We start from the raw sequence: 22,115 nt of genomic DNA, 5'->3' as shown, positions 1-22,115 counted from the left end.
TATGGCGCTCTGCCGTGCGCGGCCGATCTACGGGTCCCCGGAAAAGCGTGAGCAGTTGGCCCGGACGATCCAATCGATTCTCTCGACCAATCGCGATCCGAAGAAGACCCGCGCCGATGCGGCGAAGATGCGCGAAGACATGGCTCGCCATAAGAAGCCGTCCGGACCGCTCGACATCAAACTTGGTCCGGGCGGCCTCGTGGATCTCGAGTTCGCGGTCCACACGCTGCAACTCATCCACGGGAAAGGTCTCGACCCGCGCCTCGAGCATGCGATCGAAGGCCTGGCTGAGCATGGCCTGATCGACCCCAGCTACGACCCGGATCTGAGATTGTTGAGCCGTATGCTTGTGGTGATGCGGTTGATCGCTCCGGACAGCAACGAGCCGTCCGAAAAGTCGAGGTCATTGGTAGCCGCCTTGTGCGGCCATGAAGGCTGGGATTCGCTGCTTGCGGCTCACGACGAGGCGCGGCAGAGGATCGCCCAGCTCTGGAAATCGGTGAGGGAAGCTCAATGATCAGCGAAGGCGACAAGGCTCCGGCGCTTCAAGTGACGTCGAGCGATGGAAGCACCGTCGATCTGTCGTCTCCCGGTCAGCCGCTCGTGCTGTACTTTTATCCGAAGGACGACACGTCGGGCTGCACGCGTGAGGCGCAGGACTTCACCGAGCTTGCGGGCGACTACAAAAAAGCCGGCGTGAAGGTCATTGGAGTCTCCCGTGACCCGATGAAGAAGCATGAGAAATTCATCAGCAAGTATGACCTCGCCGTGCCGCTGGCCTCCGATGAGGACGGACGGATTTCCGACGCCTTCGGGACGTGGATAGAAAAGTCGATGTACGGCCGCAAATATATGGGGATGGAGCGCGCGACTTTTCTTATCGGCGCCGACGGGAAGGTTACCCGCGCGTGGCGCAAGGTGAAGGTGCCGGGACACGCGCAGGAAGTGCTGAAGGCCGCGTCCACGATTTGAAATGAAAGGGCGCGGGTGATAGCGCCCCCACAAGACTTTTCAGGAGCAGGCCTTGGCCGAGTTTCGCCTTCCGAAGAACAGCCGCGTCTCCAAGGGCAAGACGCACGCCGCCGAGCAGGGCACGCGGCTGAAAACGTTCAAGATCTATCGCTACGATCCCGACACCGGCACAATCCGCGGGTCGATACTTACACGCTCGACCTCGACAAGACCGGCCCGATGGTTCTCGACGCGCTGATCCGCATCAAGAACGAGGTCGACTCGACACTGACGTTTCGCCGATCCTGCCGCGAAGGCATTTGCGGCTCCTGCTCGATGAACATGGACGGTCGCAACGGCCTCGCCTGCACGACAGCGATCGGCGACATCAAGGGCGACGTAACAATCACGCCGCTGCCGCACATGGAAGTGGTGAAGGACCTCGTTCCCGACCTGACTCACGCCTACGCGCAATATTCGTCGATCCAGCCTTGGCTGAAGACCGTTACTCCGGCTCCGTCCGGGCGCGAACGGCTACAGTCGCCGGAAGACCGCGCGAAGCTGGATGGCCTTTACGAGTGCATCCTTTGCTTCTGCTGCTCCACGGGCTGCCCGAGCTATTGGTGGAATTCCGACCGTTTCCTTGGGCCGGCGGTTCTCCTCCAGGCTTATCGCTGGCTGGCCGACAGCCGTGACGAAGCAACCGGTGAGCGCCTGAACGATCTCGAAGATCCGTTCCGCCTCTATCGCTGTCACACGATCATGAACTGCGCGAACGTGTGCCCGAAGGGTCTCAACCCGGCCAAGGCTATCGCGGAAACGAAGAAGCTGATCGCCGAACGGGCCGCGTGAGCGAAGACGGCCACGAGTTTAAGGACGGCCTCGAAGACGTCGGCGTTCCGTCGGGTGCGCAACCCGATCCGGATAATCCCGGCTGGTACAGCTGGGGCGATTTCCCGCGCAGCTCCTTCGCGGCGGCGACCGGCCGGCTGCTGTTCAAGCCGGGCGGGCCGGGCCGGGGAATGGCGCGGATGTTCCCGACCGAGGCGCACATGAACATGGGCGGCTCGATCCACGGCGGCGCGGTGATGAGCTTCATCGACATGGCGATGTTCGCCGGCGGCCGCTGCGCCGGGATGGAGCAGGGCCATTACGTCACGCTCGACATGACCACCCATTTCCTTTCGCGCGGCAAGGTCGGGATCCCGCTCGACGCGCACGTGGAACTGGTGCGGCAGACCCGCGGGCACGTGTTCTTGCAGGGCGTGGTCAAGCAGGATGACCAGCCTTGCTACAGCTTCACTGGAACGCTGAAGCGTGTGCGCGAGCGAAACTCGCCGGCATGAGCGGACCCGTCGGGCGGGCCTATGAGGAGCTCGTCAGGGCAGGGGAGCTAAAGCCCGACGCCGCGCAGGAGCGGGCGGTCGTAGCGCTCGACCGGCTGGAGAGGGAGCTCTATTCCAAGCGCACCGGACTTCTGGGCAAGCTGTTCAACAATCGGAACGATGGCCTGAGCGGCGTCTACCTTTGGGCGGCGTCGGCCGCGGCAAGTCGATGCTCATGGACCTGGCCTTCGAGCATGTCGCGGTTCAGCCGAAGCGACGGGTCCATTTCCATGCCTTCATGCTGGAAGCGCACGCGAGGCTTCGCGAGAAAAGGAAGGACGAGGAAGGCGACCCGCTTGAGCGTGTTGCCGACGACATCGCGGACGAAGTGAAGCTGCTCTGCTTCGACGAGATGGTCGTCAACAACCCCGCCGATGCCATGATCCTTTCGCGGCTGTTCGAGCATCTGCTCGAGCGCGGAGTGCGGGTCGTGACGACGTCCAACCGCCCACCGCACGACCTCTACAAGGACGGCCTGAACCGAGAGTTGTTCCTGCCTTTCATCCACCTGATTGAACGGCGCTTTGACGTTGTCGAGGTCGACGGCCCCACCGACTATCGGATGGACCGACTCTCAGGCGTGAAGGTGTGGCACGTTCCGAACGGACCGGAAGCGACGCAGGCGCTGAGCACTGCCTTCTTCAAGCTGACGGACTATCCCGTCGAGGATCGCGCCAAGGTTCCGACCGAAGAGCTGGAAGTCGGCGGCCGCCGGACGTTGCATGTGCCGAAAAGCCTGAAGGGCGTCGCCGTCTTCTCGTTCAAGCGGCTGGTTGGTGAGGCGCGCGGCGCAGCGGACTATCTCGCCGTCGCCCAGCGATTCCACACCGTCATCATCGTCGGCATCCCGGTGATGACCCGCGAGATGCGTAACGAGGCGGCGCGCTTCGTGACCCTCGTCGACGCGCTCTACGAGCATCGCGTGAAGCTGCTCGCAGCGGCCGATGCCGAACCCTCCGGCCTTTATCCAGCGGGGACGGCAGCTTCGAGTTCCAGCGGACCGTCAGCCGTCTCGAGGAAATGCGCAGCGCCGAATATCTGGCGGAAGGGCATGGTACGGACCACGCTTGACCGGTCTTTATTCGCCACTAGCCTCCGCTTCCTGCTTCCGAGGGGAGAATCGATGAAGCGCCTGCTCGCTTGTGTCCTCGTTGCGTTCTCGACGACCGCTCTTGCCGCCACCAACCCGTTGACGGTTCCGTCCAAGCTCGAACCGAAATGGCAGCAGAAAACTCGCGAGGTCTTTAAGCAGGCGATCGAGATTCCGTCCGTTCACAATCGCGGTGAGATGCCGCGAATGGCCAAGGTTCTTGGCGACCAGTTTCGGGCGGCCGGAATTCCCGAGGCGGACATTCACGTCATGCCCTACGAGGCACTGCCCGGCGACAAGACGGTCGCGCTGATCGTCCGCTGGCGCTCGCCGCATCCGACCAAGAAGCCGATGCTGATTCTCGGCCACATGGACGTGGTCGAAGCCAAGCGCGAGGACTGGAAGAACGATCCGTTCGTGTTCCGCGAGGAGGGCGGCTACTTCCTTGGCCGCGGCGCGAGCGACATGAAGAACGGCGACGTCGCGACGACCATGGCCGCGGTCAAGCTGATGTCGGAAGGGTTCAAGCCCAATCGCGACATCATCTTCTTCTACAGCGGCGACGAAGAGACGCGCGGAATTGGTGCAACGCTTGGCGCAAGCGAATGGCGCAACCTTACCGAGGCTGAGTTTGGTTTGAATGCTGACGGCGGCTGCGGCGCCTATGACAAGAACTTCCGCCCTATAGGATGCGGGATTTCGACCGCCGAAAAGACCTTCCAAACCTACTTCCTGGCGACCCACAATCCGGGCGGTCACAGTTCACGGCCGAGGCCGGACAATGCGATCTACGAGTTGGCGGATGCGCTGAAGGCGCTTCAGAACCATCGCTTCACGCCAATGCTTAACGACACCAGCCGCGGCTACTTCCAGGAGCGCGCGAAACAGGAAGGCGACAGCCCCCTCGGACAGGCAATCCGCCGCTGGCTGGCAAATCCGAACGATGGCGCGGCTGCGGATGAGATCGAGGCAAACCCGCTCGAGGTGGGCCTCACACGTACACGCTGCGTCGCGACCATGCTCGAAGGCGGCCACGCCGACAACGCGCTTCCGCAAATGGCGAAGGCGACCGTGAACTGCCGCATCATGCCCGGCGTCGATCCGAAGGACGTCCAGTCCGAAATCCAGCAATTCGTCGGCCCGAAGGTCGAGGTCGTTCCCGATCCCAATTATATTGGTCAGTCGACCCCGCCGTCACCGCTTCGGCCGGACGTGCTGAAGGCGGTTACCGACGCGATCCAGAAGATCCACGGCCCGGCGATGCGCGTCTATCCATTGATGTCGACCGGGGCGAGCGACGGCTCGTTCTTCCGCGCCAAGGGCATTCCAGTCTACGACGTCGATGGAAGCTGGGGCATCTCGCCGGACGACGAGCGCGCCCACGGTCTCGACGAGCGAATTCCAGTGCGCGCGATGTACGACGATGTCGTGCACTGGGAGACGATTATCCGGGAGCTAGCAGGCCGCTGAACAACGCATTTCATCAGGGGGAATTATGATCCGTTCGATTGCCGTTTCGCTTGCGCTCATGACGTCGACTGCTGCGATCGCGCAGAGCGTTGAGGCGCCGATCAATTCACCGCCAGCGGCCGCGCTCAAGGGCGGGAAGGCGCTCCCGGGAAAATGGGACGCCAAAGCGCGCGAAATCTACAAGACGGCGGTCGAAACGCCGACCGTGAAGGGTCGCGCGGGCGAGAATCTAAAGCTGGCCAATTACATTGCAGGCGAGTTGAGGGGGCCGGATGGGCGGATAGCGACATCCACGTCCTGCCCTACACGTCGGTGCCGGGGAACGACACGGCGGCGATCATTGCTCGATGGCCGGCAGAGGGGACTCCGAAGCACAAGCCGATGCTGATCCTCGCCCACATGGACGTCGTCGATGCGCTTCCGTCTGACTGGACAACGGACCCGTTCGAGCTAGTCGAGAAGGACGGTTATTTCTACGGCCGGGGATCGGGCGACGACAAAGGCGGCCTCGTGCCCTCGCTCGTTGCGCTGCTGAAGCTCAAGGAGGCAGGCTTCAAGCCGAACCGTGATATCGTCATCCTATTCACCGGAGACGAGGAAACGCAGGGCAAGGGCGCCGAGCTCGGTGCGACGGAGTGGCGGAAGTGGACCGAGGCGGAGTTCGCGCTCAATGCGGACGGCGGCGGCGGCGCTTTTACCCGCGACGGCAAGCCGCTCGGCTTCGGGTTGCAGACGTCCGAGAAGACCTTCCAGACTTACTATTTCCGCACCCGCAACCCGGGCGGCCACAGCTCGCGGCCGCGTCCCGACAATGCGATCTACGATCTCGCCGACGCCCTAAAGAAGCTGCAGGGCTACAGGTTCGAGCCGGCTCTGAACGAGACGACGAAGGTCTATTTCACAGAGCGGGCCAAGCAGGAGGGAACAGCGAGCTCGGCAATGCAATGCGCGCCTGGGTGGCCGACCCCTCCGACGGCGCGGGCGCTGACCGCATCGAATCCGATCCGCTCGAGGTTGGCCTGACCCGCACCCGCTGTGTCGCGACGCGGCTCAAGGGCGGTCATGCCGACAACGCCCTACCGCAGATGGCGGAAGCAACGGTCAACTGCCGAATCCTGCCCGGCGTGGAACCGAAGGTTATCGAGGCTGAGTTGAAGAGGCTGGTGGGCCCGAATGTCGAGGTTACCCCGGACGCAGATGCCGGCCGTCCAACACCGGTCTCGCCGCTTAGGCCTGATGTGGTGAGCGCCTATACCAAGGCGGTTCACGCCCGGTTCCCGAATCAGCCGATCATTCCCCAGATGTCGACCGGTGCGACCGACGGCCTGGAATTCCGGGCTCGCGGGATCCCGGTCTATGGTGTCGACGGCGGGTGGGGCGTGTCGCCGGACGACGAGCGCGCCCACGGCAAGGACGAGCGCATCCCCGTCCAGTCGCTCACCGACAACATCCTGCACTGGGAATCGATGATCCGCGATCTGGCGGGCAAGTAGGACCGAGGACGAAAAAAATGGGCCGGAGGATCGCTCCTCCGGCCCTTCTCTTTTGCGTTTTGGACCTGGGCTTAGAAGTCCATGCCGCCCATGCCGCCCATGCCGCCGGCACCAGCCATCGCTGGCTTGTCTTCGGGCAGTTCACTGACCGCCGCTTCGGTGGTGATCAGCAGGCCGGCAACCGATGCCGCATCCTGGAGCGCAGCGCGGACGACCTTGGTCGGGTCGATCACGCCAGCCGCAACGAGGTTCTCGTAGACCTCCGTCTGTGCGTTGAAGCCTAGCGTCGGGTCCTGGGCGTCGATCAGCTTGCCGGCAACCACGGCGCCGTCATGGCCTGCGTTCTCGGCAATCTGCCGCACCGGCGACTGGAGCGCCTTGCGGATGATGTCGATGCCGCGGGTCTGGTCGTCGTTCTCGCCCTTCAGGCCTTCGAGAGCCTTGGTGGCGTAGAGCAGGGCAGTGCCACCGCCCGGAACGATGCCTTCCTCGACCGCAGCGCGGGTCGCATGGAGAGCGTCGTCGACGCGGTCCTTGCGCTCCTTGACCTCGATCTCGGACGCGCCGCCGACCTTGATCACTGCAACGCCGCCCGCGAGCTTCGCCAGCCGCTCCTGCAGCTTCTCACGGTCGTAGTCGGACGTCGTGTTCTCGATCTGCTGACGGATCGCGGCCACACGGCCCTCGATGCCCTCACGCTGACCGGCGCCATCGACGATCGTCGTGTTGTCCTTGTCGATGGTGACGCGCTTGGCCTGGCCCAGCATGTTCACAGTGACGTTCTCAAGCTTGATGCCGAGATCTTCGCTGATCATCTCACCGCCGGTGAGGATCGCGATGTCCTCGAGCATCGCCTTGCGGCGATCGCCGAAGCCCGGAGCCTTCACTGCCGCCACCTTGAGCCCGCCGCGCAGCTTGTTGACTACGAGGGTGGCCAGAGCCTCGCCCTCAATGTCCTCGGCGATGATCAGGAGCGGACGCCCGCTCTGGACAACCGCTTCCAGGATCGGAAGCATCGCCTGGAGGTTCGACAGCTTCTTCTCGTGGATGAGGATGTACGGGTCGGTAAGTTCGACCTGCATTTTCTCTGGGTTGGTGATGAAGTAGGGCGACAAATAGCCGCGGTCGAACTGCATGCCTTCGACAACGTCCAGCTCGAACTCGAGACCCTTGGCCTCTTCAACCGTAATCACGCCTTCCTTGCCGACCTTTTCCATGGCTTCGGCGATCTTCTCGCCAACTTCCTTGTCGCCGTTTGCGGAGATGATTCCGACCTGGGCGATTTCCTGGCTGCCCGAAACGGCCTTCGAGCGGCTCTTGAGGTCTTCGACGACCTTGGAAACGGCGATGTCGATGCCGCGCTTCAGATCCATCGGGTTCATGCCGGCCGCAACCGACTTCATGCCCTCACGGACGATCGACTGAGCGAGGACGGTCGCGGTCGTGGTGCCGTCGCCGGCAAGGTCGTTCGTCTTCGAAGCGACTTCGCGCAGCATCTGCGCGCCCATGTTCTCGAACTTGTCCTTGAGCTCGATCTCCTTGGCGACGGTGACGCCGTCCTTGGTGATGCGCGGAGCGCCGAAGCTCTTGTCGATGACGACGTTGCGGCCCTTGGGACCGAGCGTCACCTTCACTGCGTCGGCGAGAATGTCGACGCCGCGGAGAATGCGCTCACGCGCGTCACGGCTGAATTTCACGTCCTTGGCTGCCATCTGGCTACCCTTTCAATTTCGAATGTTCACGAATGTTCACGGTGACGAAGGGTCAGCCGACGATCCCGAGGATGTCGCTTTCCTTCATGATGATCAGGTCTTCACCGTCGATCTTGACCTCGGTGCCCGACCACTTGCCGAACAGGATCTTGTCGCCAGCCTTGACGTCGAGCGGCGTGACCTTGCCTTCGTCGCTGCGAGCGCCGGTGCCGACGGAGATGACTTCGCCTTCCTGCGGCTTTTCCTTGGCGGTGTCGGGAATGATGATTCCGCCCGTCGTCTTCTCATCAGCCTCGATGCGGCGGACGAGAACGCGGTCGTGAAGCGGCCTGAAACCCATTGTGAGCCCCTTGTCTCTCTTGTTGAACATGTGCGTTGGCACTCCCGCAAGGAGAGTGCCAGCGATAGCGGGCATATGGGTCTGGCTTTCCTGAGCGTCAACACCCCGGGCGGAGAGAATTTACGCGCCGGCTGGAAGTAGGCCCAACCTGTCGCGGCGACTCCATCGCCATAGCATCAGCACCGCGACAACCCCGAGACCCGCGGCGAGCCCGGTCCAGATGCCGACCCCTCGCCATTCCATTACGAATGCAAGACCGACGCCGACGCCCAGCCCAATCGCCCAATAGCCGAAGAGAGCGAAGACCATCGGCACGCGGGTGTCGTGGAGGCCGCGCAGCATTCCGGCGCCGACGACCTGCCAGCCGTCGACGATCTGGAACAGCGCCGCGATGCGCAGGAAGGAGACGCCGAGCGCGATCACGGTGGCGTTCTCCGGAGTATCCGCGAGAAACAAAGTGATGAGCTGATGCGGAAAGGTGAACATCACCACGGCCGTGAAAGTCATGAACGCGGTGCTGAGACCGAACGAGGTCCAGCCCGCAAGGCCGATGCCCTTGCGGTCTTGCCTGCCATAAGCGAGGCCGACACGAACAGTAGTTGCCTGGCCGAGCGCAAGCGGGACCATAAAGGCCGTCGCCGCGATCTGCAGCGCGATCTGGTGAGCAGCGACCGAGGGTGCTCCGAAGATTCCCATCAAATAAGCCGCGGCGCTGAAGATTCCGCCTTCAAGGCCCATGGTCAGTCCGATCGGACCGCCGAGCTTGAACAATTGGCGGAATCGCGGCCAGTCGGGTCTCCAGAAGCGGCCGAACAGGTGGAAGCGGCGAAACTGCCGGTCGGTCAGGATGACAAGCGCCAGCGCCAGCGCCATCGCAGCCCAGACGATCGAGCTGCCGACGCCTCCGCCGATAAGCCCGAGCTTGGGCATGCCAAGATGCCCGAAGATCAGCGACCAACTGACGATCGCATTGAGTGGGATTCCGAGCGTGCTGATCACCAGCACCCAGCCGGGCCGCTCCAGTGCTGAGAGGAAGTTGCGCATGACCTGGAACAGCATCCAGGGCGGAATGACCCACATGTAGCCGCGCAGGAACCAGCCCGCGAGGCGGGCGAGCTCAGAATCCTGGCCGAAGAAGAGAATGACCCTCTCGGCGTTCCACAGGACTATCAGCGTCGGGATCGACATCATCGCGGCCGCCCAAAGTCCCTGGCGGAAGGTACGACGGACGTCCCGGACGGAATTGAACCGACTGCCAAGAGCGGAAGCCATCATCGGCGAGGTGCCTGTCAGCACGCCGAACGCGAATAGGATCATCCCAAACGACAGACTTAGAGCCAGTGCGGCGGCCGCGAGTTCCTTGGGACCGAGCCAGCCGAGCAGGACCACGTCGGTCGCCTGAATGAGCTGCATTGTCAGGTTGGCGAGGATCAGCGGCCAGGCGAGCGCCAGTGTTGCGCGAAGCTCATCGCTCCAGTCGCGAGCGGGCGACTCCATTGCGTTGCTCACGGCGACATCCATGGCGCGGCCCTAGCCGTGCCGACGGGCATCAGTCGAGGTTCGGTCTCAGCCAGCGCCGCGCGCAGTCGAGATCGACGCCGCGGCGGCCGGCATATTCCGTCAGCTGATCCTCGTCGATGCGGGCGACGCCGAAATACTGGCTGTCGCGGTGTCCGAAGTAGAATCCGGAAACGGCCGAGGTCGGAAGCATCGCGAAATTCTCGGTGAGGGTGACCTCCCCGGGATGGCCGCCGAGCATTTCGAACAGGATCGGCTTGAGGCTGTGATCCGGGCAGGCGGGATAGCCCGGCGCCGGGCGAATGCCCTGATACTTCTCGCGAATTAGCTGTTCGTTGGAGAAATGCTCGTCCGCATAACCCCACAAACGATTGCGGACTTCGGCGTGCAGCACTTCGGCAAAGCTTTCCGCAAGGCGGTCGGACAGAGCTTTGAGCAAAATGTCGGAATAATCGTCGTTCTCGACCTTGAACCGCGCGAGGTGCGGTTCAAGGCCGTGGATTCCCACCGCGAAGCCGCCGATCCAGTCCTCGCCCTCGGGATTGATGAAGTCGGCCAGGCTCATGTTGGGCCGGCCCTCGCGTTTTTTCACCTGCTGGCGAAGGAAGGGCAGACGGGTCCAGTCGTTTCCGGCGAGGACGAGCACGTCGTCGCCCTCACGCTTGCAGCGCCACAGGCCGACGGTCGCTTTCGGCGTCACCCAGCGCTCCGCAATGATCTTGTCCAGCATCGCCTGGGCGTCGTTGAAAAGGCTGCGGGCGCTTTCGCCGACCACTTCGTCGTCGAGGATTGCGGGTAATTTCCGCCAAGCTCCCAAGCGCGGAAGAAGGGCGTCCAATCGATCGAGGCCTTCAAATCTCGAAGTGGCCATTCGCCGATCTGATGTAATCCGGGGCGAACCGGCGCAGGTGCCTGGCCGGACGGATCGTAGGCAAAGCCATTGGCGCGGGCGTCTGCAATGCTTGCGAGCTCGCTCTGACCACTGCGTGCGCGGGCGATGCGGAGGGCCTCATATTCTTCGGCGGTTTTGGCCAGGAGCGGCTCGCACTGCGTGTCGGACACCAGCGACGACGCGACACCGACTGCACGGCTGGCGTCGAGAACGTGGATGACCGGGCCTTCGTAGGCGGGGTCGATACGAAGGGCCGTATGTGCCTTGCTGGTCGTCGCTCCGCCGATCAACAGCGGGGTCTTGAGGCCGAGGCGTTGCATCTCTCCCGCGACGGTCACCATCTCATCCAGCGACGGGGTGATCAGGCCGGAAAGGCCGATCATGTCCGCGTCGTTGTCGTTGGCGCACTCGAGGATCGTCTGCCACGGGACCATCACGCCGAGGTCGATGACCTCGAAGCCGTTACACTGCAGGACGACACCGACGATATTCTTGCCGATGTCGTGAACGTCGCCCTTCACGGTCGCCATCACGATGCGGCCCTTGCCCTGCGTGGCACCGGTCTTTTCCTTTTCCGCCTCGATGAACGGGATGAGGTGGGCAACGGCCTTCTTCATCACGCGGGCGGACTTCACGACCTGAGGCAGGAACATCTTGCCGGACCCGAACAGGTCGCCGACGACGTTCATGCCGTCCATCAGCGGGCCTTCGATGACGTGGATCGGACGCTCCGCCACCAGGCGAGCTTCCTCGGTGTCCTCTACGATGTGGGCGTCGATGCCTTTCACGAGTGCGTAGGACAGGCGCTCGGTCACCGGCAGGCTGCGCCATTCCGCGAGCTTCTTTTCCTCGGCGGCGTCGGTTCCCTTGTAGCGTTCGGCGAGCGTGATCAGCGTCTCGGTCGCGTCTTCGTTGCGGTCGAGGATGACGTCCTCGACTGCATCGCGGAGTTCGGGATCGATCTGGTCATAGACTTCGAGCTGACCGGCGTTGACGATGCCCATGTCCATCCCCGCCGGGATGGCGTGGTAGAGGAAGACGCTGTGCATCGCGCGGCGAACGGGCTCATTGCCGCGGAACGAGAAGCTGAGGTTCGACAGGCCGCCCGAGATATGGACGCCCGGACAGCGGCGGCGGATCTCGGCCGTCGCTTCGATGAAGTCGATTGCGTAGCGGCGGTGCTCGTCGATGCCGGTCGCGATTGCGAAGACGTTCGGGTCGAAGATGATGTCCTGCGGCTCGAACCCGTCGGCTGTGAGCAATTTGTAGGCGCGCTCGCAAATCTCGATCTTGCGTTCGGCAGTGTCGGCTTGCCCGACTTCGTCGAACGCCATGACGACGACCGCAGCACCATAAGCGCGGCACTTGCGGGCGAGTTCAAGGAACGGCGCTTCGCCTTCCTTCATGCTGATCGAATTGACGATCGGCTTGCCCGACACGCACTTGAGCCCCGCCTCGATTACGCTCCACTTGGAGCTGTCGATCATCACCGGAACGCGGGCGATGTCCGGCTCGGCGGCGATGCGCTTCAGGAAAATGGTCATCGCCTGCTCTGAATCGAGCAAAGCCTCGTCCATGTTGACGTCGATAATCTGCGCGCCGTTCTCGACCTGGTCGCGAGCCACCTCGACCGCGGCGTCGTAATCGCCCGCGAGGATCAGCTTCTTGAACTTGGCCGAACCGGTGACGTTGGTCCGCTCGCCTACGTTTACGAAGCGCGCGCCCGCGCCTGCCTGATTTACCTTCGAAACTTCCATGTCAGGCAGCAATCACCATCGGTTCGAGTCCAGCGAGGAGGGTTTGGCGGGCAGCGGTCGGCACTTGCCGGGGAGCGCGGCCCTGCGCGGCCTGGGCGATCGCGGCGATGTGGGCGGGCGTGGTGCCGCAGCAGCCGCCGACGATGTTGACGAGACCGGCGTCGAACCACTCGCTGACCTGGGCGGCGGTTTCGGACGCGGCTTCGTCATATTCGCCGAGGTCGTTGGGAAGGCCGGCGTTCGGGTAGGCCATGATCAACGTGTCGGCGAGCGTGTTCAGCGCGACCAGGTGCGGGCGAATCTGCGAGGCGCCAAACGAGCAATTTAGGCCGATCGTCACCGGCTTGGCGTGGCGGACGGTGGCCCAGAAGGCTTCGACCGTGTGGCCTGAGAGATTGCGGCCGCTGAGGTCGGTGAGGGTCATCGAGACCATCAGCGGGAGCTCGCGACCGAGCGCCTGCTCGGCTTCGAGCGTCGCCATGATTGCGGCCTTGGCATTGAGCGTATCGAACACGGTCTCGACGAGGATGAAATCGACTCCCCCCTCCACAAGCGCGTCGATCTGCTCGCGATAGACATGCTTCACCGTGTCGAAGTCGACTTCGCGATAGGCGGGGTCGTTGACGTCCGGCGACAGCGACAGCGTCTTGTTGGTCGGGCCGAGCGCTCCGGCGACCCAGCGTGGGCGACCGTCCTTGGCCGTGTAGCGGTCAGCAACTTCGCGCATGATCAGGGCCGACTTGCGATTGATGTCGCCGACCAAATGCTCGGCAGCATAGTCGGCCTGGCTGATGCGGTTGGCGTTGAAGGTGTTGGTGGCGAGGATCTCAGCGCCAGAGTCAGCAAACCGCTCGCAAATGGCGCGGACGATTTGCGACTGGGTGATGTTCAGAAGGTCGTTATTGCCCTTCTGGTCCTTCATCAGGTCGAGGCCTGCGCAATAGGCCTCCGCGGACAATCTCTCGCCCTGGATACCGGTGCCGTAGGGACCATCCTTGATCAGGATGCGCTTGGCGGCTTCGGCTCGGAGTGTCTGGGAAGCGCTCATGCCTGTGCCCTCACGCCGAGCAGGTGGCAGATCGCATAGGAAAGCTCCGCCCGGTTCAAAGTGTAGAAATGGAAGTGGCGAACGCCGCCCGCGTAGAGCTGTCCACACAGCTCCGCAGCGACGGTCGCGGCGATCAGCTGGCGTGCTGCTGGAAGGTCGTCGAGGCCTTCGAACAGGTCGTCCAGCCATTTGGGGATCGCCGCGCCGCAGCTTGCTGCGAAGCGGCGGGTCGTGGCGACGTTCGAGACGGGCAGGATTCCCGGAACGATCTCGACGTCGATGCCGGCAGCAGCGGCTTCGTCGCGGAAGCGGAAGAAGCAGTCTGCGGAAAAGAAGAATTGCGTGATCGCTCGATCCGCGCCCGCGTCGACCTTCTTCTTCAGGTTTTCGAGGTCGAATGTCCGGTCACGAGAATCCGGGTGGATCTCCGGATAGGCCGCCACCGAGATGTCGAACGGCGCGACCGCCTTCAAACCAGCGACCAGCTCGCAGGCGTCGCGATAGCCTTCGGGATGCGGCTGGTACTTCGTACCGGCTTCGGGCGGGTCGCCGCGCAGGGCGACGATGTTACGTACGCCGAGGTCCCAATAGTCGCGGGCGATCTCGTCGATCTCGGCTTTGCTCGCGGCGACGCAGGTGAGGTGCGCGGCCGGGGTCAGGTCGGTTTCTTTGAGGATGCGCTCGACCGTCTGGTGCGTGCGCTCACGGGTCGATCCGCCGGCCCCGTAGGTCACCGATACAAAGCGCGGGTGAAGCGGTGCGAGAGTTTGCACCGAATCCCAAAGGGTCTCGGCCATCTTCTCAGTCTTCGGCGGAAAGAACTCGAAGCTAACCTGGATGTCGCCCCGAGCTTCGGAGAACAAAGGCTTGCCGCCGACTTCATCGGGCAGATGGCGGTTCATGCGGCCCTCCGCTGGCGTTGGCGCACGCCGGCCTTGGCGCCGAGCCAGAGGGTGACGGTCAGTTCGCCGCCCTCGAGGTGCTCGACCTGTTCGACGGAGATGCCCGCAGCCTTGAACCACGTGGCCATGGTCTGGTCGTCGAAGCCGAGACGAATGTGCGCGTCCGTGGTCCGCAATTCTTCGCGCTCATGAGCGGCGAAATCAACGATCAGTAGGCGGCCGCCGGGGGCCAGCACGCGAGACGCCTCGTCGATCGCTGCAGCCGGCGAGTGCGCATAGTGCAGCACCTGGTGGATGATGACCGTGTCGGCGCTGCAGTCATCTAGCGGGAGCGCGTACATATCGCCTTGGCGGAGGCTGGACGGGATGCCTGCCGCTTCGAGCTTCACTCGCGCCAGCCGGAGCATTTCCGATGAACGGTCGATGCCAACCGACTGGAGTGCGCTGCGCCCGAACAGCTCGATCATCCGGCCGGTGCCGGTGCCGATGTCGACGAGGCGGCCGAGCGGCTGGTCGCCCAGGGCGCGCCCGATCGCCTCTTCGACTTCGCTTTCTGCGACGTGGAGGGACCGGATCGAGTCCCAGGTGTCGGCGTGAGAGCTGAAGTAGCGGCCCGCGGCCTCGGCGCGGTCGGTGCGGATACGGTCGAGCTTAGACGCATCCGACTGGAATGCCTCCTCGCTCGGGGCGTCGGCCCAGGCGTCTACGAGGGCGAACATTGGATCGGTCCGCTCCTCGGGCGCGATGGTCAGGAATACCCAGCTACCTTCGCGGCGGCGCTCCACGATTCCCGCATCGGCGAGGATGCGAACGTGGCGTGAAACACGCGGCTGACTTTGATCCAGGATGATCGCAAGCTCGCCGACCGAAAGTTCCATTCGGCGCAAAAGTGCGAGAATCCGCAGCCGCGTCGGGTCGGCGAGGGCCTGTAACAGGTCTGCGAGCGGCTGCGCTTCCATGTTTGGGGTGATATAAAGAAAACTTTATATGTCAACGTAAACGCCGGTCGCTGCGTTGTAAAATTCACCTCATTTCACGATTGCGCGGGTTCGGAGCCGCCTGTAATGGCCCGCGCTGGCCTGACGATCATCGGTAGGCCGAGCCCGGACCCGGCTTAGGGTCCAACTGGGAGTGGAACGATCATGAAGAAGATTGCAGTGACCGTTGCGGTCCTCGCGCTCGGCCTGGCCGCGTGCCAAGCCAAGACCGAGGAAAATGCTGCCGGTAACGAAGCGAACGTCGAGAATGCGGCGAACGAGGACGTCAATGCGGCGACCACCGACGCCGGTAACGCTGCCGACAACGCGCTCGACGCAGCCGGCAACGCGATCGACAACGCCGGCGCCGCGGTCGACAACGCTGCTGACGCCGTCAGCAACGCGGCTTCGAACGCAGCCAACTAAGCGTTTCTGAGTTGAGGGAGGGTCGCGCGGCTTCGCTGCGCGGCCCTTTTTTGCGACTTGATGGCAGTGCTACCTGGGTGAAATGTCGAAGCTAGCCTGTCTTGCCGCCGTGCTGCTGTGCCTTATAGCCTGCAGCCGCGATCAGGCCGTCCCCACGGCTGAGGAAAACCGTCAGCTCGACGACGCCGCCAATCTGCTGGATCAGGCACCCGCCAGTCTGGAAAATGTCGACGACAGCGCGGTCTCTGAGGACAACGCGGAGGGATCTTCCACCACATTTTAGCCCTACCCTAGAGGATCGAGCGCAGGATCTGACGGACGACCATCGTCGCCGGATCGACCCGATAGAGGTAATTCTGGTCGTAGATGTAGCGCGCCTGCGGATCGAGGGCGCCGCCGTAGCGCATCCTCATCTCGTACGGCAGCGAGTTATAGCTGCGAAGGCCGTCATAGCCCTTCGGAACGCGCTGCCCTACCTCGAACTGCTTCTTGTACTGTCCGGGTGGCATGCATTCCGGATTCTTGCTCCGAAGGCCCGGCGGGCAGCCTCCGATTCCGTAGCCGACCGGGCCCTGATCAGTGACGTTGCCGGGCCTGTTCTTGCCATGTCCAGCGTGCTCCGGCTTGGCGCTAGCCATGCCGGCGCAGGCGATCATCGCGATGCTCGCGACCAAGATATACCTTCCCATGGTGTCCTTCTAACCCATGTTACCTAAACAACGCCTGACCGTTAGAGGTTAGCAAGGCGTCAGCAATTGGCGCTGCGGCCACCGGTTGCCCGACTCCCGCCAGCGGTCTAGAGCGCCGCCAATTCACCGCGCCGGTCCTCGGCGCCAAGCGACATCAGAAGGAAAGCAGCAGCTTAATGGCCCGCAAGAAGATCGCCCTCATTGGCGCCGGAATGATCGGCGGAACGCTCGCTCACCTCGCGGCCATGCGCGAGCTCGGGGACATAATCCTGTTCGACATCGCCGAGGGCATTCCTCAGGGCAAGGCGCTGGATCTCAGCCAGTGCGGGCCGATCGATGGCTTCGACGCGAAGCTCACTGGGACCAACGATTATGCAGACATTGCCGGCGCGGACGTGGTCATCGTCACGGCCGGCGTCCCGCGCAAACCGGGGATGAGCCGCGACGACCTGCTCGGCATCAATCTCAAGGTGATGAAGGCGGTCGGCGCGGGCATCAAGGAGCATTGCCCGAACGCTTTCGTCATCTGCATTACCAACCCGCTCGACGCGATGGTCTGGGCGCTGCGCGAATTCTCGGGCCTTCCGCACAACAGGGTGGTCGGAATGGCCGGTGTCCTCGACAGCGCGCGCTTCGCGACCTTCCTGGCGCAGGAATTCGGTGTCAGTGTTCGCGACGTCAACGCTTTCGTCCTGGGCGGCCACGGCGACACGATGGTCCCGGTCACCAGCTACACGACGATCAGCGGCATTCCCCTCGACGATTTGGTCAAGATGGGCAGATCGACCAAGGAGCGCATCGACGAGATCGTCAAGCGCACCCGCGGCGGCGGCGGCGAGATCGTCGCGCTGCTGAAGACCGGCTCGGCTTATTACGCTCCGGCGACCAGCGCGATCGCGATGGCCGAGGCCTATCTCGGCGACCAGAAGCGCATCCTGCCGTGCGCCGTCTATGTCGAGGGGAAGTATGGGCTCGACGGTCTCTACGTCGGCGTGCCGGTGGTGATCGGTGCCAATGGCGCCGAGGAGATCATCGAGATCGCTCTCGACGACGAGGCGAAGAAGAATCTCCAGGTCAGCGTCGATGCAGTGAAGGAACTGCTGGTTGCCTGTAAGGGGATCGACGAGAGCCTCGCGTAGGGACAGGCATCCTCGTCTCCGGGCGAAATAAGGGCTGCGTAGGTCGAAAGCCGTTTCAATTTGGTGGGTTTGGGCGGAGATACAGGCCGTCCCAAGTATGTAGAGGGAGGTCCAAGATGATGATTTCACTTGCAGCTGTCGCTCTATCGAACACCGCAGCGGCCCAGGCTCTCGTCACGCCCGACCAGCTTCCGAACCTGTTCATTTCAGCCTGTCTCGACGGCAGCGCACGGGCGGCGGATGGCTCAGTCACTCGGATCGACTATTCTGCGCTCCCGAATGAACTGCGCAGCCGCCTCGGCAAGCCCATCGCGGCCCAGGTCTGGAAAATCAACGGGTCGGACGATGCCTATCTATATTCGCTGAGCTTCACGGAACGCGGATACAGCCCCAGGATTTGTGGAGTTGCCTCGCAGAACCTCGTCCTCAGGCCAGCTTCGGCGGCCGTGGAGACGCGGCTTCGCGGCGGAGCGCCATCGGCGGGCTCGTACAAGTCGGTCGAGTGGCTGGACGAAACAGCGGGCTACAGGGCGCTCGCAACACGGGCCGGCGGGTACACGATCCTGCAGGTCAATTGGCTAAGAGATAATCAGGCGGAGGTCCCGCGTACCCAATGAGCATTCTTGTCGATCGCAATACGAAGGTCATCACTCAGGGGATGACGGGCGAAACCGGCACGTTCCACACGCGTCAGGCGCTCGATTATGGCACTCAGATGGTTGGCGGCGTCACCCCGGGTAAGGGTGGGTCCGAGCATCTCGGCCTGCCGGTGTTCGATACCGTGAGGGAGGCGGTCCAGAAGACCGGTGCCGACGCGTCGGTCATCTATGTCCCGCCCCCATTCGCGGCGGACTCGATCCTCGAGGCGATCGACGCCGAGGTGCCGCTGATCGTCACCATCACCGAGGGCATTCCGGTGCTCGACATGGTCCGGGTGAAGCGGGCGCTCGATGGCTCGAAGTCGCGGCTGATCGGCCCGAACTGCCCTGGCGTGCTGACCCCGGGTGAATGCAAGATCGGCATCATGCCGGGCAACATCTTCAAGAAGGGCAGCGTCGGCGTTGTCAGCCGTTCGGGCACGCTCACCTACGAAGCGGTGTTCCAGACGACCAACGAGGGCCTCGGCCAGTCGACGGCCGTCGGAATCGGGGGCGATCCTGTGAAGGGCACCGAGTTCATCGATGTGCTCGAGATGTTCCTCGCTGACGATGAGACGAAGTCGATCATAATGATCGGCGAGATCGGTGGAAGCGCCGAAGAAGACGCCGCGCAGTTCCTTGCCGATGAGGCAAAGCGCGGCCGCAAGAAGCCGGTCGTCGGCTTCATCGCCGGCCGCACGGCGCCTCCCGGACGTCGCATGGGCCATGCCGGGGCCATCGTCTCGGGCGGGAAGGGCGACGCGGAAAGCAAGATCGCGGCAATGGAAGCGGCTGGAATTACCGTCAGCCCCAGCCCATCTGAGCTCGGAACGACCCTGAAAGAGCTTCTGGCAGCATACGCATAATGTCCGATGACAAACCGATCCTGTTCGAACGCGAACCGGGCCCAAGCTGGGCGCGGCCAAACTGGCCCGTGTCCGAGCTGGACGACATTAACCTCGGCCTGGATCCCACTGAGGCCACGATCGAGGCATTCAAGAAAGCAGCGACCGAGAAGGCCGTAGCTGCTGCTCCGGCGGCTGACGCGGATGCGGTGCGTCGCGCTTCCGAAGACTCGATCCGGGCGATGATGCTGATCCGCACATACCGAGTGCGCGGCCACCTCGCGGCGAAGCTCGACCCGCTTGGACTCCACCGGCAGGAGCTGCCGGCCGACCTGACGCCCGAATATCACGGTTTCGGCCCGAACGACCTCGACCGCCCGATCTGGATCGGTGGGACTTTAGGCTTCGAGCGCGCCACAGTGCGTGAGCTCGTGAAGGTGCTGCAGGCGAATTACTGCGGCACGGTCGGCGTCGAATATATGCATATCAACGACCTGGAGGAGCGCCGCTTTATCCAGGATCGCATCGAGGGCAAGAACGCCGAGATCCAGTTCACCCCCGAGGGCAAGCGATCGATCCTCGGCAAGGTGATCGAAGCCGAGCAATGGGAAAAGTTTCTCGCGCGCAAATATGTCGGCACGAAAAGATTCGGGCTCGATGGCGGCGAGAGCGCGGTTCCTGCGCTTGAAGCGGTCATCAAATATGGCGGCCAGTACGGCGTAACCGAGATCGACGTCGGCATGGCACACCGCGGCCGGCTCAACATCCTGTCCAACGTAATGGGCAAGCCGTACCGCGCGATTTTCCACGAGTTCGCGGGCGGCGCGACCAACCCGGCGGACGTCGGCGGGTCGGGCGACGTGAAGTACCACCTCGGCACCTCGTCGGACCGCGAGTTCGATGGCAACAAGGTGCATCTGTCGCTGCTTCCGAACCCGTCGCACCTCGAGGCGGTCGACCCGGTCGTGCTCGGCAAGGTGCGCGCCGTGATGACCATCAGGGAGGACAAGCACGGCAAGACCGTGCTTCCGGTCCTCCTGCATGGCGACGCCGCGTTCGCGGGCAGGGTATCGTTGCCGAGTGCCTCGCCTTTTCCGGCCTTCCCGGATACGGCACCGGCGGCACCATCCATTTCATCATCAACAATCAGGTCGGCTTCACCACCAGCCCGCAGTTCGCGCGTTCCTCGCCTTACCCTTCGGACGTCGCGAAGTCGGTCCAGGCGGCGATACTCCACGTCAACGGCGATGATCCGGAAGCGGTGACCTTCGTCTGCAAGCTGGCGACCGAATTCCGACAGACCTTCGGCCGCGACATCGTGATCGATATGTGGTGCTATCGCCGCTTCGGCCACAACGAGGGCGACGAGCCGAGCTTCACCCAGCCGCTGATGTATGCTGAAATCCGCAATCATCCTCCGATTTCGCAAATCTACGGCCAGCGGCTGATAGAGCAGGGCGTGGTCGACCAGGGCTGGATCGACCAGCACACCAAGGCCTACACCGATCATTTGGAGCAGGAGTTCCAGGCGGCCGGCAGCTACGTTCCGAACAAGGCGGACTGGTTCGAGGGGCGGTGGAGCGGCCTCAAGCTTCCGGGCGAACCGGTCCTCGGTAGGCGCAACACACCTACCGCCATTTCCGAGGACGAGCTTCGGCGCGTCGGCAATGTGCTGACTACGGTTCCCGGGGGCGTGCACATCCACAAGACGCTCCAGCGCATCCTCGATGCGAAGAAAGCGATGTTCGAGACCGGCGAGGGTTTCGACTGGGCGACCGCCGAGGCGCTGGCGTTTGGAAGCCTGATTGCGGAGGACCACAACGTCCGCCTATCGGGGCAGGACAGCGGCCGCGGCACCTTCAGCCAGCGGCATGCCGTTTGGGTCGACCAGGAGACGGGAGCGAAATACATCCCGCTGACCCACGTTGATGGCGGCCGGTTTGAGGTTCGCGACTCACCGCTGTCCGAGTTCGGTGTTCTCGGCTTCGAGTACGGCTATTCGCTTGCCGACCCGCGCACGCTCGTTTGCTGGGAAGCGCAGTTCGGCGATTTCGCGAACGGCGCACAGACGATCATCGACCAGTTCATTGCCAGCGGCGAAGCCAAATGGCTGCGTGCGAGCGGCCTGGTCATGCTCCTGCCGCATGGCTTCGAGGGACAGGGGCCGGAACACAGCTCGGCTCGCCTCGAGCGCTATTTGCAGCTCTGTGCGGAAGACAATCTGCAGGTCGCCAACTGTACGACACCCGCGAACTACTTCCACATCCTGCGTCGACAGATGCTTCGCGATTTCCGCAAGCCTTTAATCATGATGACGCCAAAGTCGCTGCTTCGACATAAGCTGGCGGTTTCGAGCCTCGCCGACTTCACCGGCGAAAGCCATTTCCGCCGGATTGTCAGCGACCTTCGCCCACCTAAAGAAGGCGAGACGACCCGGCTCGTCCTCTGCTCGGGCAAGCTTGCCTACGAGCTTCTCGACGCTCGCGACGCCGCGGGAGACCCGACGACCGAGATTGTCCGGATCGAGCAGCTCTATCCATTCCCGTCCGAGCCTTTGGTCAAGCGTCTCAAGGCCATGCCCAAGCTGGAAACGCTCGTTTGGGCGCAGGAAGAGCCGAAGAACAACGGCGCCTGGTTCTTCGTCGAAGAGCTGTTGGAACAGTGCCTTGCCGATACTGGTTTCAGGGGCATGCGGCCGCTTTATGCGGGCCGCGACCCCTCGGCTTCCCCCGCGACCGGCCTCGCCAAGCGCCACGCGGCGGAGCAGGCAAACTTGATTGCGGCCGCACTCGGCCATAGCAGCCCTGCCGAGGCCCAGCCTTCGGCGCGTCGGGCATAAAGGA

19 protein-coding genes and 4 pseudogenes are annotated in these 22,115 nt (G+C 63.3%); 15 read left to right on the top strand and 8 right to left on the bottom strand.

What is annotated here, in order from left to right; genetic code table 11:
* Nucleotide 1: 1 nt before the first annotated feature.
* The 9 genes and pseudogenes from H9L14_RS15955 to H9L14_RS10160 all read left to right on the top strand — a co-directional run bounded on the left by H9L14_RS15955 (nt 2) and on the right by H9L14_RS10160 (nt 6,389).
* The gene (locus tag H9L14_RS15955; protein ID WP_425506910.1) at nt 2-517 is read left to right on the top strand and encodes a [protein-PII] uridylyltransferase family protein; all 516 of its coding nucleotides are present in this window, start codon (nt 2-4) and stop codon (nt 515-517) included.
* The gene (locus H9L14_RS10195; RefSeq protein ID WP_187708014.1) at nt 514-972 is read left to right on the top strand and encodes a peroxiredoxin; all 459 of its coding nucleotides are present in this window, start codon (nt 514-516) and stop codon (nt 970-972) included. The genes H9L14_RS15955 and H9L14_RS10195 overlap by 4 nt, the downstream gene beginning before the upstream one ends.
* 52 nt (nt 973-1,024) lie before the next feature.
* Nucleotides 1,025-1,803: pseudogene (locus H9L14_RS10190) on the top strand (succinate dehydrogenase iron-sulfur subunit).
* Entirely contained in the window at nt 1,800-2,297 is a 498-nt protein-coding gene (locus H9L14_RS10185; RefSeq protein ID WP_187708013.1) for a PaaI family thioesterase, read from the top strand. Before H9L14_RS10190 ends, H9L14_RS10185 begins: the two are co-directional and overlap by 4 nt.
* Nucleotides 2,294-3,407 (top strand): annotated as a pseudogene (zapE, locus tag H9L14_RS10180) (cell division protein ZapE). The gene H9L14_RS10185 and the pseudogene zapE overlap by 4 nt, the downstream one beginning before the upstream one ends.
* Entirely contained in the window at nt 3,388-4,896 is a 1,509-nt protein-coding gene (locus H9L14_RS10175; RefSeq protein ID WP_343070182.1) for a M20/M25/M40 family metallo-hydrolase, read from the top strand. The pseudogene zapE and the gene H9L14_RS10175 overlap by 20 nt, the downstream one beginning before the upstream one ends.
* 25 nt (nt 4,897-4,921) lie before the next feature.
* Nucleotides 4,922-5,284, top strand: coding sequence for a hypothetical protein (locus H9L14_RS10170; protein ID WP_187708011.1), 363 nt, complete (start codon nt 4,922-4,924; stop codon nt 5,282-5,284).
* Complete coding sequence (locus tag H9L14_RS10165; protein WP_246444079.1) at nt 5,278-5,919, top strand: M20/M25/M40 family metallo-hydrolase; 642 nt, start codon at nt 5,278-5,280, stop codon at nt 5,917-5,919. The genes H9L14_RS10170 and H9L14_RS10165 overlap by 7 nt, the downstream gene beginning before the upstream one ends.
* The gene (locus tag H9L14_RS10160; RefSeq protein ID WP_187708009.1) at nt 5,853-6,389 is read left to right on the top strand and encodes a M20/M25/M40 family metallo-hydrolase; all 537 of its coding nucleotides are present in this window, start codon (nt 5,853-5,855) and stop codon (nt 6,387-6,389) included. Before H9L14_RS10165 ends, H9L14_RS10160 begins: the two co-directional genes overlap by 67 nt.
* A 71-nt stretch (nt 6,390-6,460) precedes the next feature.
* On the opposite strand, the gene groL is transcribed toward H9L14_RS10160, so the two are convergent.
* From groL to H9L14_RS10125, 7 genes and pseudogenes are all read right to left on the bottom strand, one after another.
* Nucleotides 6,461-8,101: a chaperonin GroEL gene (gene groL / locus H9L14_RS10155; RefSeq protein ID WP_187708008.1), complete on the bottom strand. Its 1,641-nt coding sequence runs from the start codon at nt 8,099-8,101 to the stop codon at nt 6,461-6,463.
* A 52-nt stretch (nt 8,102-8,153) separates the two neighbouring features.
* Complete coding sequence (gene groES / locus H9L14_RS10150) at nt 8,154-8,441, bottom strand: co-chaperone GroES (protein ID WP_187708007.1); 288 nt, start codon at nt 8,439-8,441, stop codon at nt 8,154-8,156.
* A 120-nt stretch (nt 8,442-8,561) separates the two neighbouring features.
* Nucleotides 8,562-9,938, bottom strand: a complete 1,377-nt coding sequence (locus H9L14_RS10145) for an MATE family efflux transporter (RefSeq protein ID WP_222949804.1) — start codon at nt 9,936-9,938, stop codon at nt 8,562-8,564.
* Between the two features lie 52 nt (nt 9,939-9,990).
* A pseudogene (gene metH, locus H9L14_RS10140) lies at nt 9,991-12,608 on the bottom strand (methionine synthase).
* Between the two features lies 1 nt (nt 12,609).
* Nucleotides 12,610-13,656, bottom strand: coding sequence for a homocysteine S-methyltransferase family protein (locus tag H9L14_RS10135; RefSeq protein WP_187708005.1), 1,047 nt, complete (start codon nt 13,654-13,656; stop codon nt 12,610-12,612).
* A complete protein-coding gene (metF, locus tag H9L14_RS10130) occupies nt 13,653-14,558 on the bottom strand; it encodes a methylenetetrahydrofolate reductase (protein ID WP_187708004.1) in 906 nt (301 codons plus the stop codon). Before metF ends, H9L14_RS10135 begins: the two co-directional genes overlap by 4 nt.
* Entirely contained in the window at nt 14,555-15,517 is a 963-nt protein-coding gene (locus tag H9L14_RS10125) for a metalloregulator ArsR/SmtB family transcription factor (protein WP_187708003.1), read from the bottom strand. The genes metF and H9L14_RS10125 overlap by 4 nt, the downstream gene beginning before the upstream one ends.
* A gap of 183 nt (nt 15,518-15,700) precedes the next feature.
* Between H9L14_RS10125 and H9L14_RS10120 the strand changes: the two genes are divergently transcribed.
* Together H9L14_RS10120 and H9L14_RS10115 are read left to right on the top strand one after the other, a co-directional pair.
* The gene (locus H9L14_RS10120; protein WP_343070181.1) at nt 15,701-15,961 is read left to right on the top strand and encodes a circumsporozoite protein; all 261 of its coding nucleotides are present in this window, start codon (nt 15,701-15,703) and stop codon (nt 15,959-15,961) included.
* 82 nt (nt 15,962-16,043) lie between these two features.
* A complete protein-coding gene (locus H9L14_RS10115; RefSeq protein ID WP_187708002.1) occupies nt 16,044-16,244 on the top strand; it encodes a hypothetical protein in 201 nt (66 codons plus the stop codon).
* A gap of 7 nt (nt 16,245-16,251) precedes the next feature.
* Here H9L14_RS10115 and H9L14_RS10110 read toward each other — a convergent pair whose 3' ends face one another.
* Nucleotides 16,252-16,650: a hypothetical protein gene (locus H9L14_RS10110; protein WP_187708001.1), complete on the bottom strand. Its 399-nt coding sequence runs from the start codon at nt 16,648-16,650 to the stop codon at nt 16,252-16,254.
* Nucleotides 16,651-16,826: 176 nt separating this feature from the next.
* Here H9L14_RS10110 and mdh point away from each other — a divergent pair, with 176 nt between their 5' ends.
* The 4 genes and pseudogenes from mdh (at nt 16,827) to H9L14_RS10090 (ending at nt 22,111) form a co-directional block, all read left to right on the top strand.
* The gene (gene mdh / locus H9L14_RS10105; protein WP_187708000.1) at nt 16,827-17,789 is read left to right on the top strand and encodes a malate dehydrogenase; all 963 of its coding nucleotides are present in this window, start codon (nt 16,827-16,829) and stop codon (nt 17,787-17,789) included.
* A 116-nt stretch (nt 17,790-17,905) separates the two neighbouring features.
* The gene (locus H9L14_RS10100) at nt 17,906-18,406 is read left to right on the top strand and encodes a hypothetical protein (RefSeq protein ID WP_187707999.1); all 501 of its coding nucleotides are present in this window, start codon (nt 17,906-17,908) and stop codon (nt 18,404-18,406) included.
* A complete protein-coding gene (sucD, locus tag H9L14_RS10095) occupies nt 18,403-19,293 on the top strand; it encodes a succinate--CoA ligase subunit alpha (protein WP_187707998.1) in 891 nt (296 codons plus the stop codon). The genes H9L14_RS10100 and sucD overlap by 4 nt, the downstream gene beginning before the upstream one ends.
* Nucleotides 19,293-22,111: pseudogene (locus H9L14_RS10090) on the top strand (2-oxoglutarate dehydrogenase E1 component). Before sucD ends, H9L14_RS10090 begins: the two are co-directional and overlap by 1 nt.
* The last annotated feature ends 4 nt before the right edge of the window (nt 22,112-22,115 follow it).

The organism is Sphingomonas sediminicola, from assembly GCF_014489515.1.
Taxonomy (GTDB): Bacteria; Pseudomonadota; Alphaproteobacteria; order Sphingomonadales; family Sphingomonadaceae; genus Sphingomicrobium; species Sphingomicrobium sediminicola.
This window is presented reverse-complemented; position numbering and strand designations above follow the sequence as displayed.

Bases quoted from the DNA above. Each gene is read 5' to 3' on its own strand.
- metF (WP_187708004.1), bottom strand. From the start codon at position 14,558: ATGAACCGCCATCTGCCCGATGAAGTCGGCGGCAAGCCTTTGTTCTCC.
- H9L14_RS10115 (WP_187708002.1), top strand. From the start codon at position 16,044: ATGTCGAAGCTAGCCTGTCTTGCCGCCGTGCTGCTGTGCCTTATAGCC.
- sucD (WP_187707998.1), top strand. From the start codon at position 18,403: ATGAGCATTCTTGTCGATCGCAATACGAAGGTCATCACTCAGGGGATG.
- H9L14_RS10100 (WP_187707999.1), top strand. From the start codon at position 17,906: ATGATGATTTCACTTGCAGCTGTCGCTCTATCGAACACCGCAGCGGCC.
- groES (WP_187708007.1), bottom strand. From the start codon at position 8,441: ATGGGTTTCAGGCCGCTTCACGACCGCGTTCTCGTCCGCCGCATCGAG.
- H9L14_RS10120 (WP_343070181.1), top strand. From the start codon at position 15,701: ATGAAGAAGATTGCAGTGACCGTTGCGGTCCTCGCGCTCGGCCTGGCC.
- mdh (WP_187708000.1), top strand. From the start codon at position 16,827: ATGGCCCGCAAGAAGATCGCCCTCATTGGCGCCGGAATGATCGGCGGA.
- H9L14_RS10165 (WP_246444079.1), top strand. From the start codon at position 5,278: ATGCTGATCCTCGCCCACATGGACGTCGTCGATGCGCTTCCGTCTGAC.
- H9L14_RS10110 (WP_187708001.1), bottom strand. From the start codon at position 16,650: ATGGGAAGGTATATCTTGGTCGCGAGCATCGCGATGATCGCCTGCGCC.
- H9L14_RS10135 (WP_187708005.1), bottom strand. From the start codon at position 13,656: ATGAGCGCTTCCCAGACACTCCGAGCCGAAGCCGCCAAGCGCATCCTG.
- H9L14_RS10195 (WP_187708014.1), top strand. From the start codon at position 514: ATGATCAGCGAAGGCGACAAGGCTCCGGCGCTTCAAGTGACGTCGAGC.
- groL (WP_187708008.1), bottom strand. From the start codon at position 8,101: ATGGCAGCCAAGGACGTGAAATTCAGCCGTGACGCGCGTGAGCGCATT.
- H9L14_RS10145 (WP_222949804.1), bottom strand. From the start codon at position 9,938: ATGGAGTCGCCCGCTCGCGACTGGAGCGATGAGCTTCGCGCAACACTG.
- H9L14_RS10175 (WP_343070182.1), top strand. From the start codon at position 3,388: ATGGTACGGACCACGCTTGACCGGTCTTTATTCGCCACTAGCCTCCGC.
- H9L14_RS10170 (WP_187708011.1), top strand. From the start codon at position 4,922: ATGATCCGTTCGATTGCCGTTTCGCTTGCGCTCATGACGTCGACTGCT.
- H9L14_RS15955 (WP_425506910.1), top strand. From the start codon at position 2: ATGGCGCTCTGCCGTGCGCGGCCGATCTACGGGTCCCCGGAAAAGCGT.
- H9L14_RS10125 (WP_187708003.1), bottom strand. From the start codon at position 15,517: ATGGAAGCGCAGCCGCTCGCAGACCTGTTACAGGCCCTCGCCGACCCG.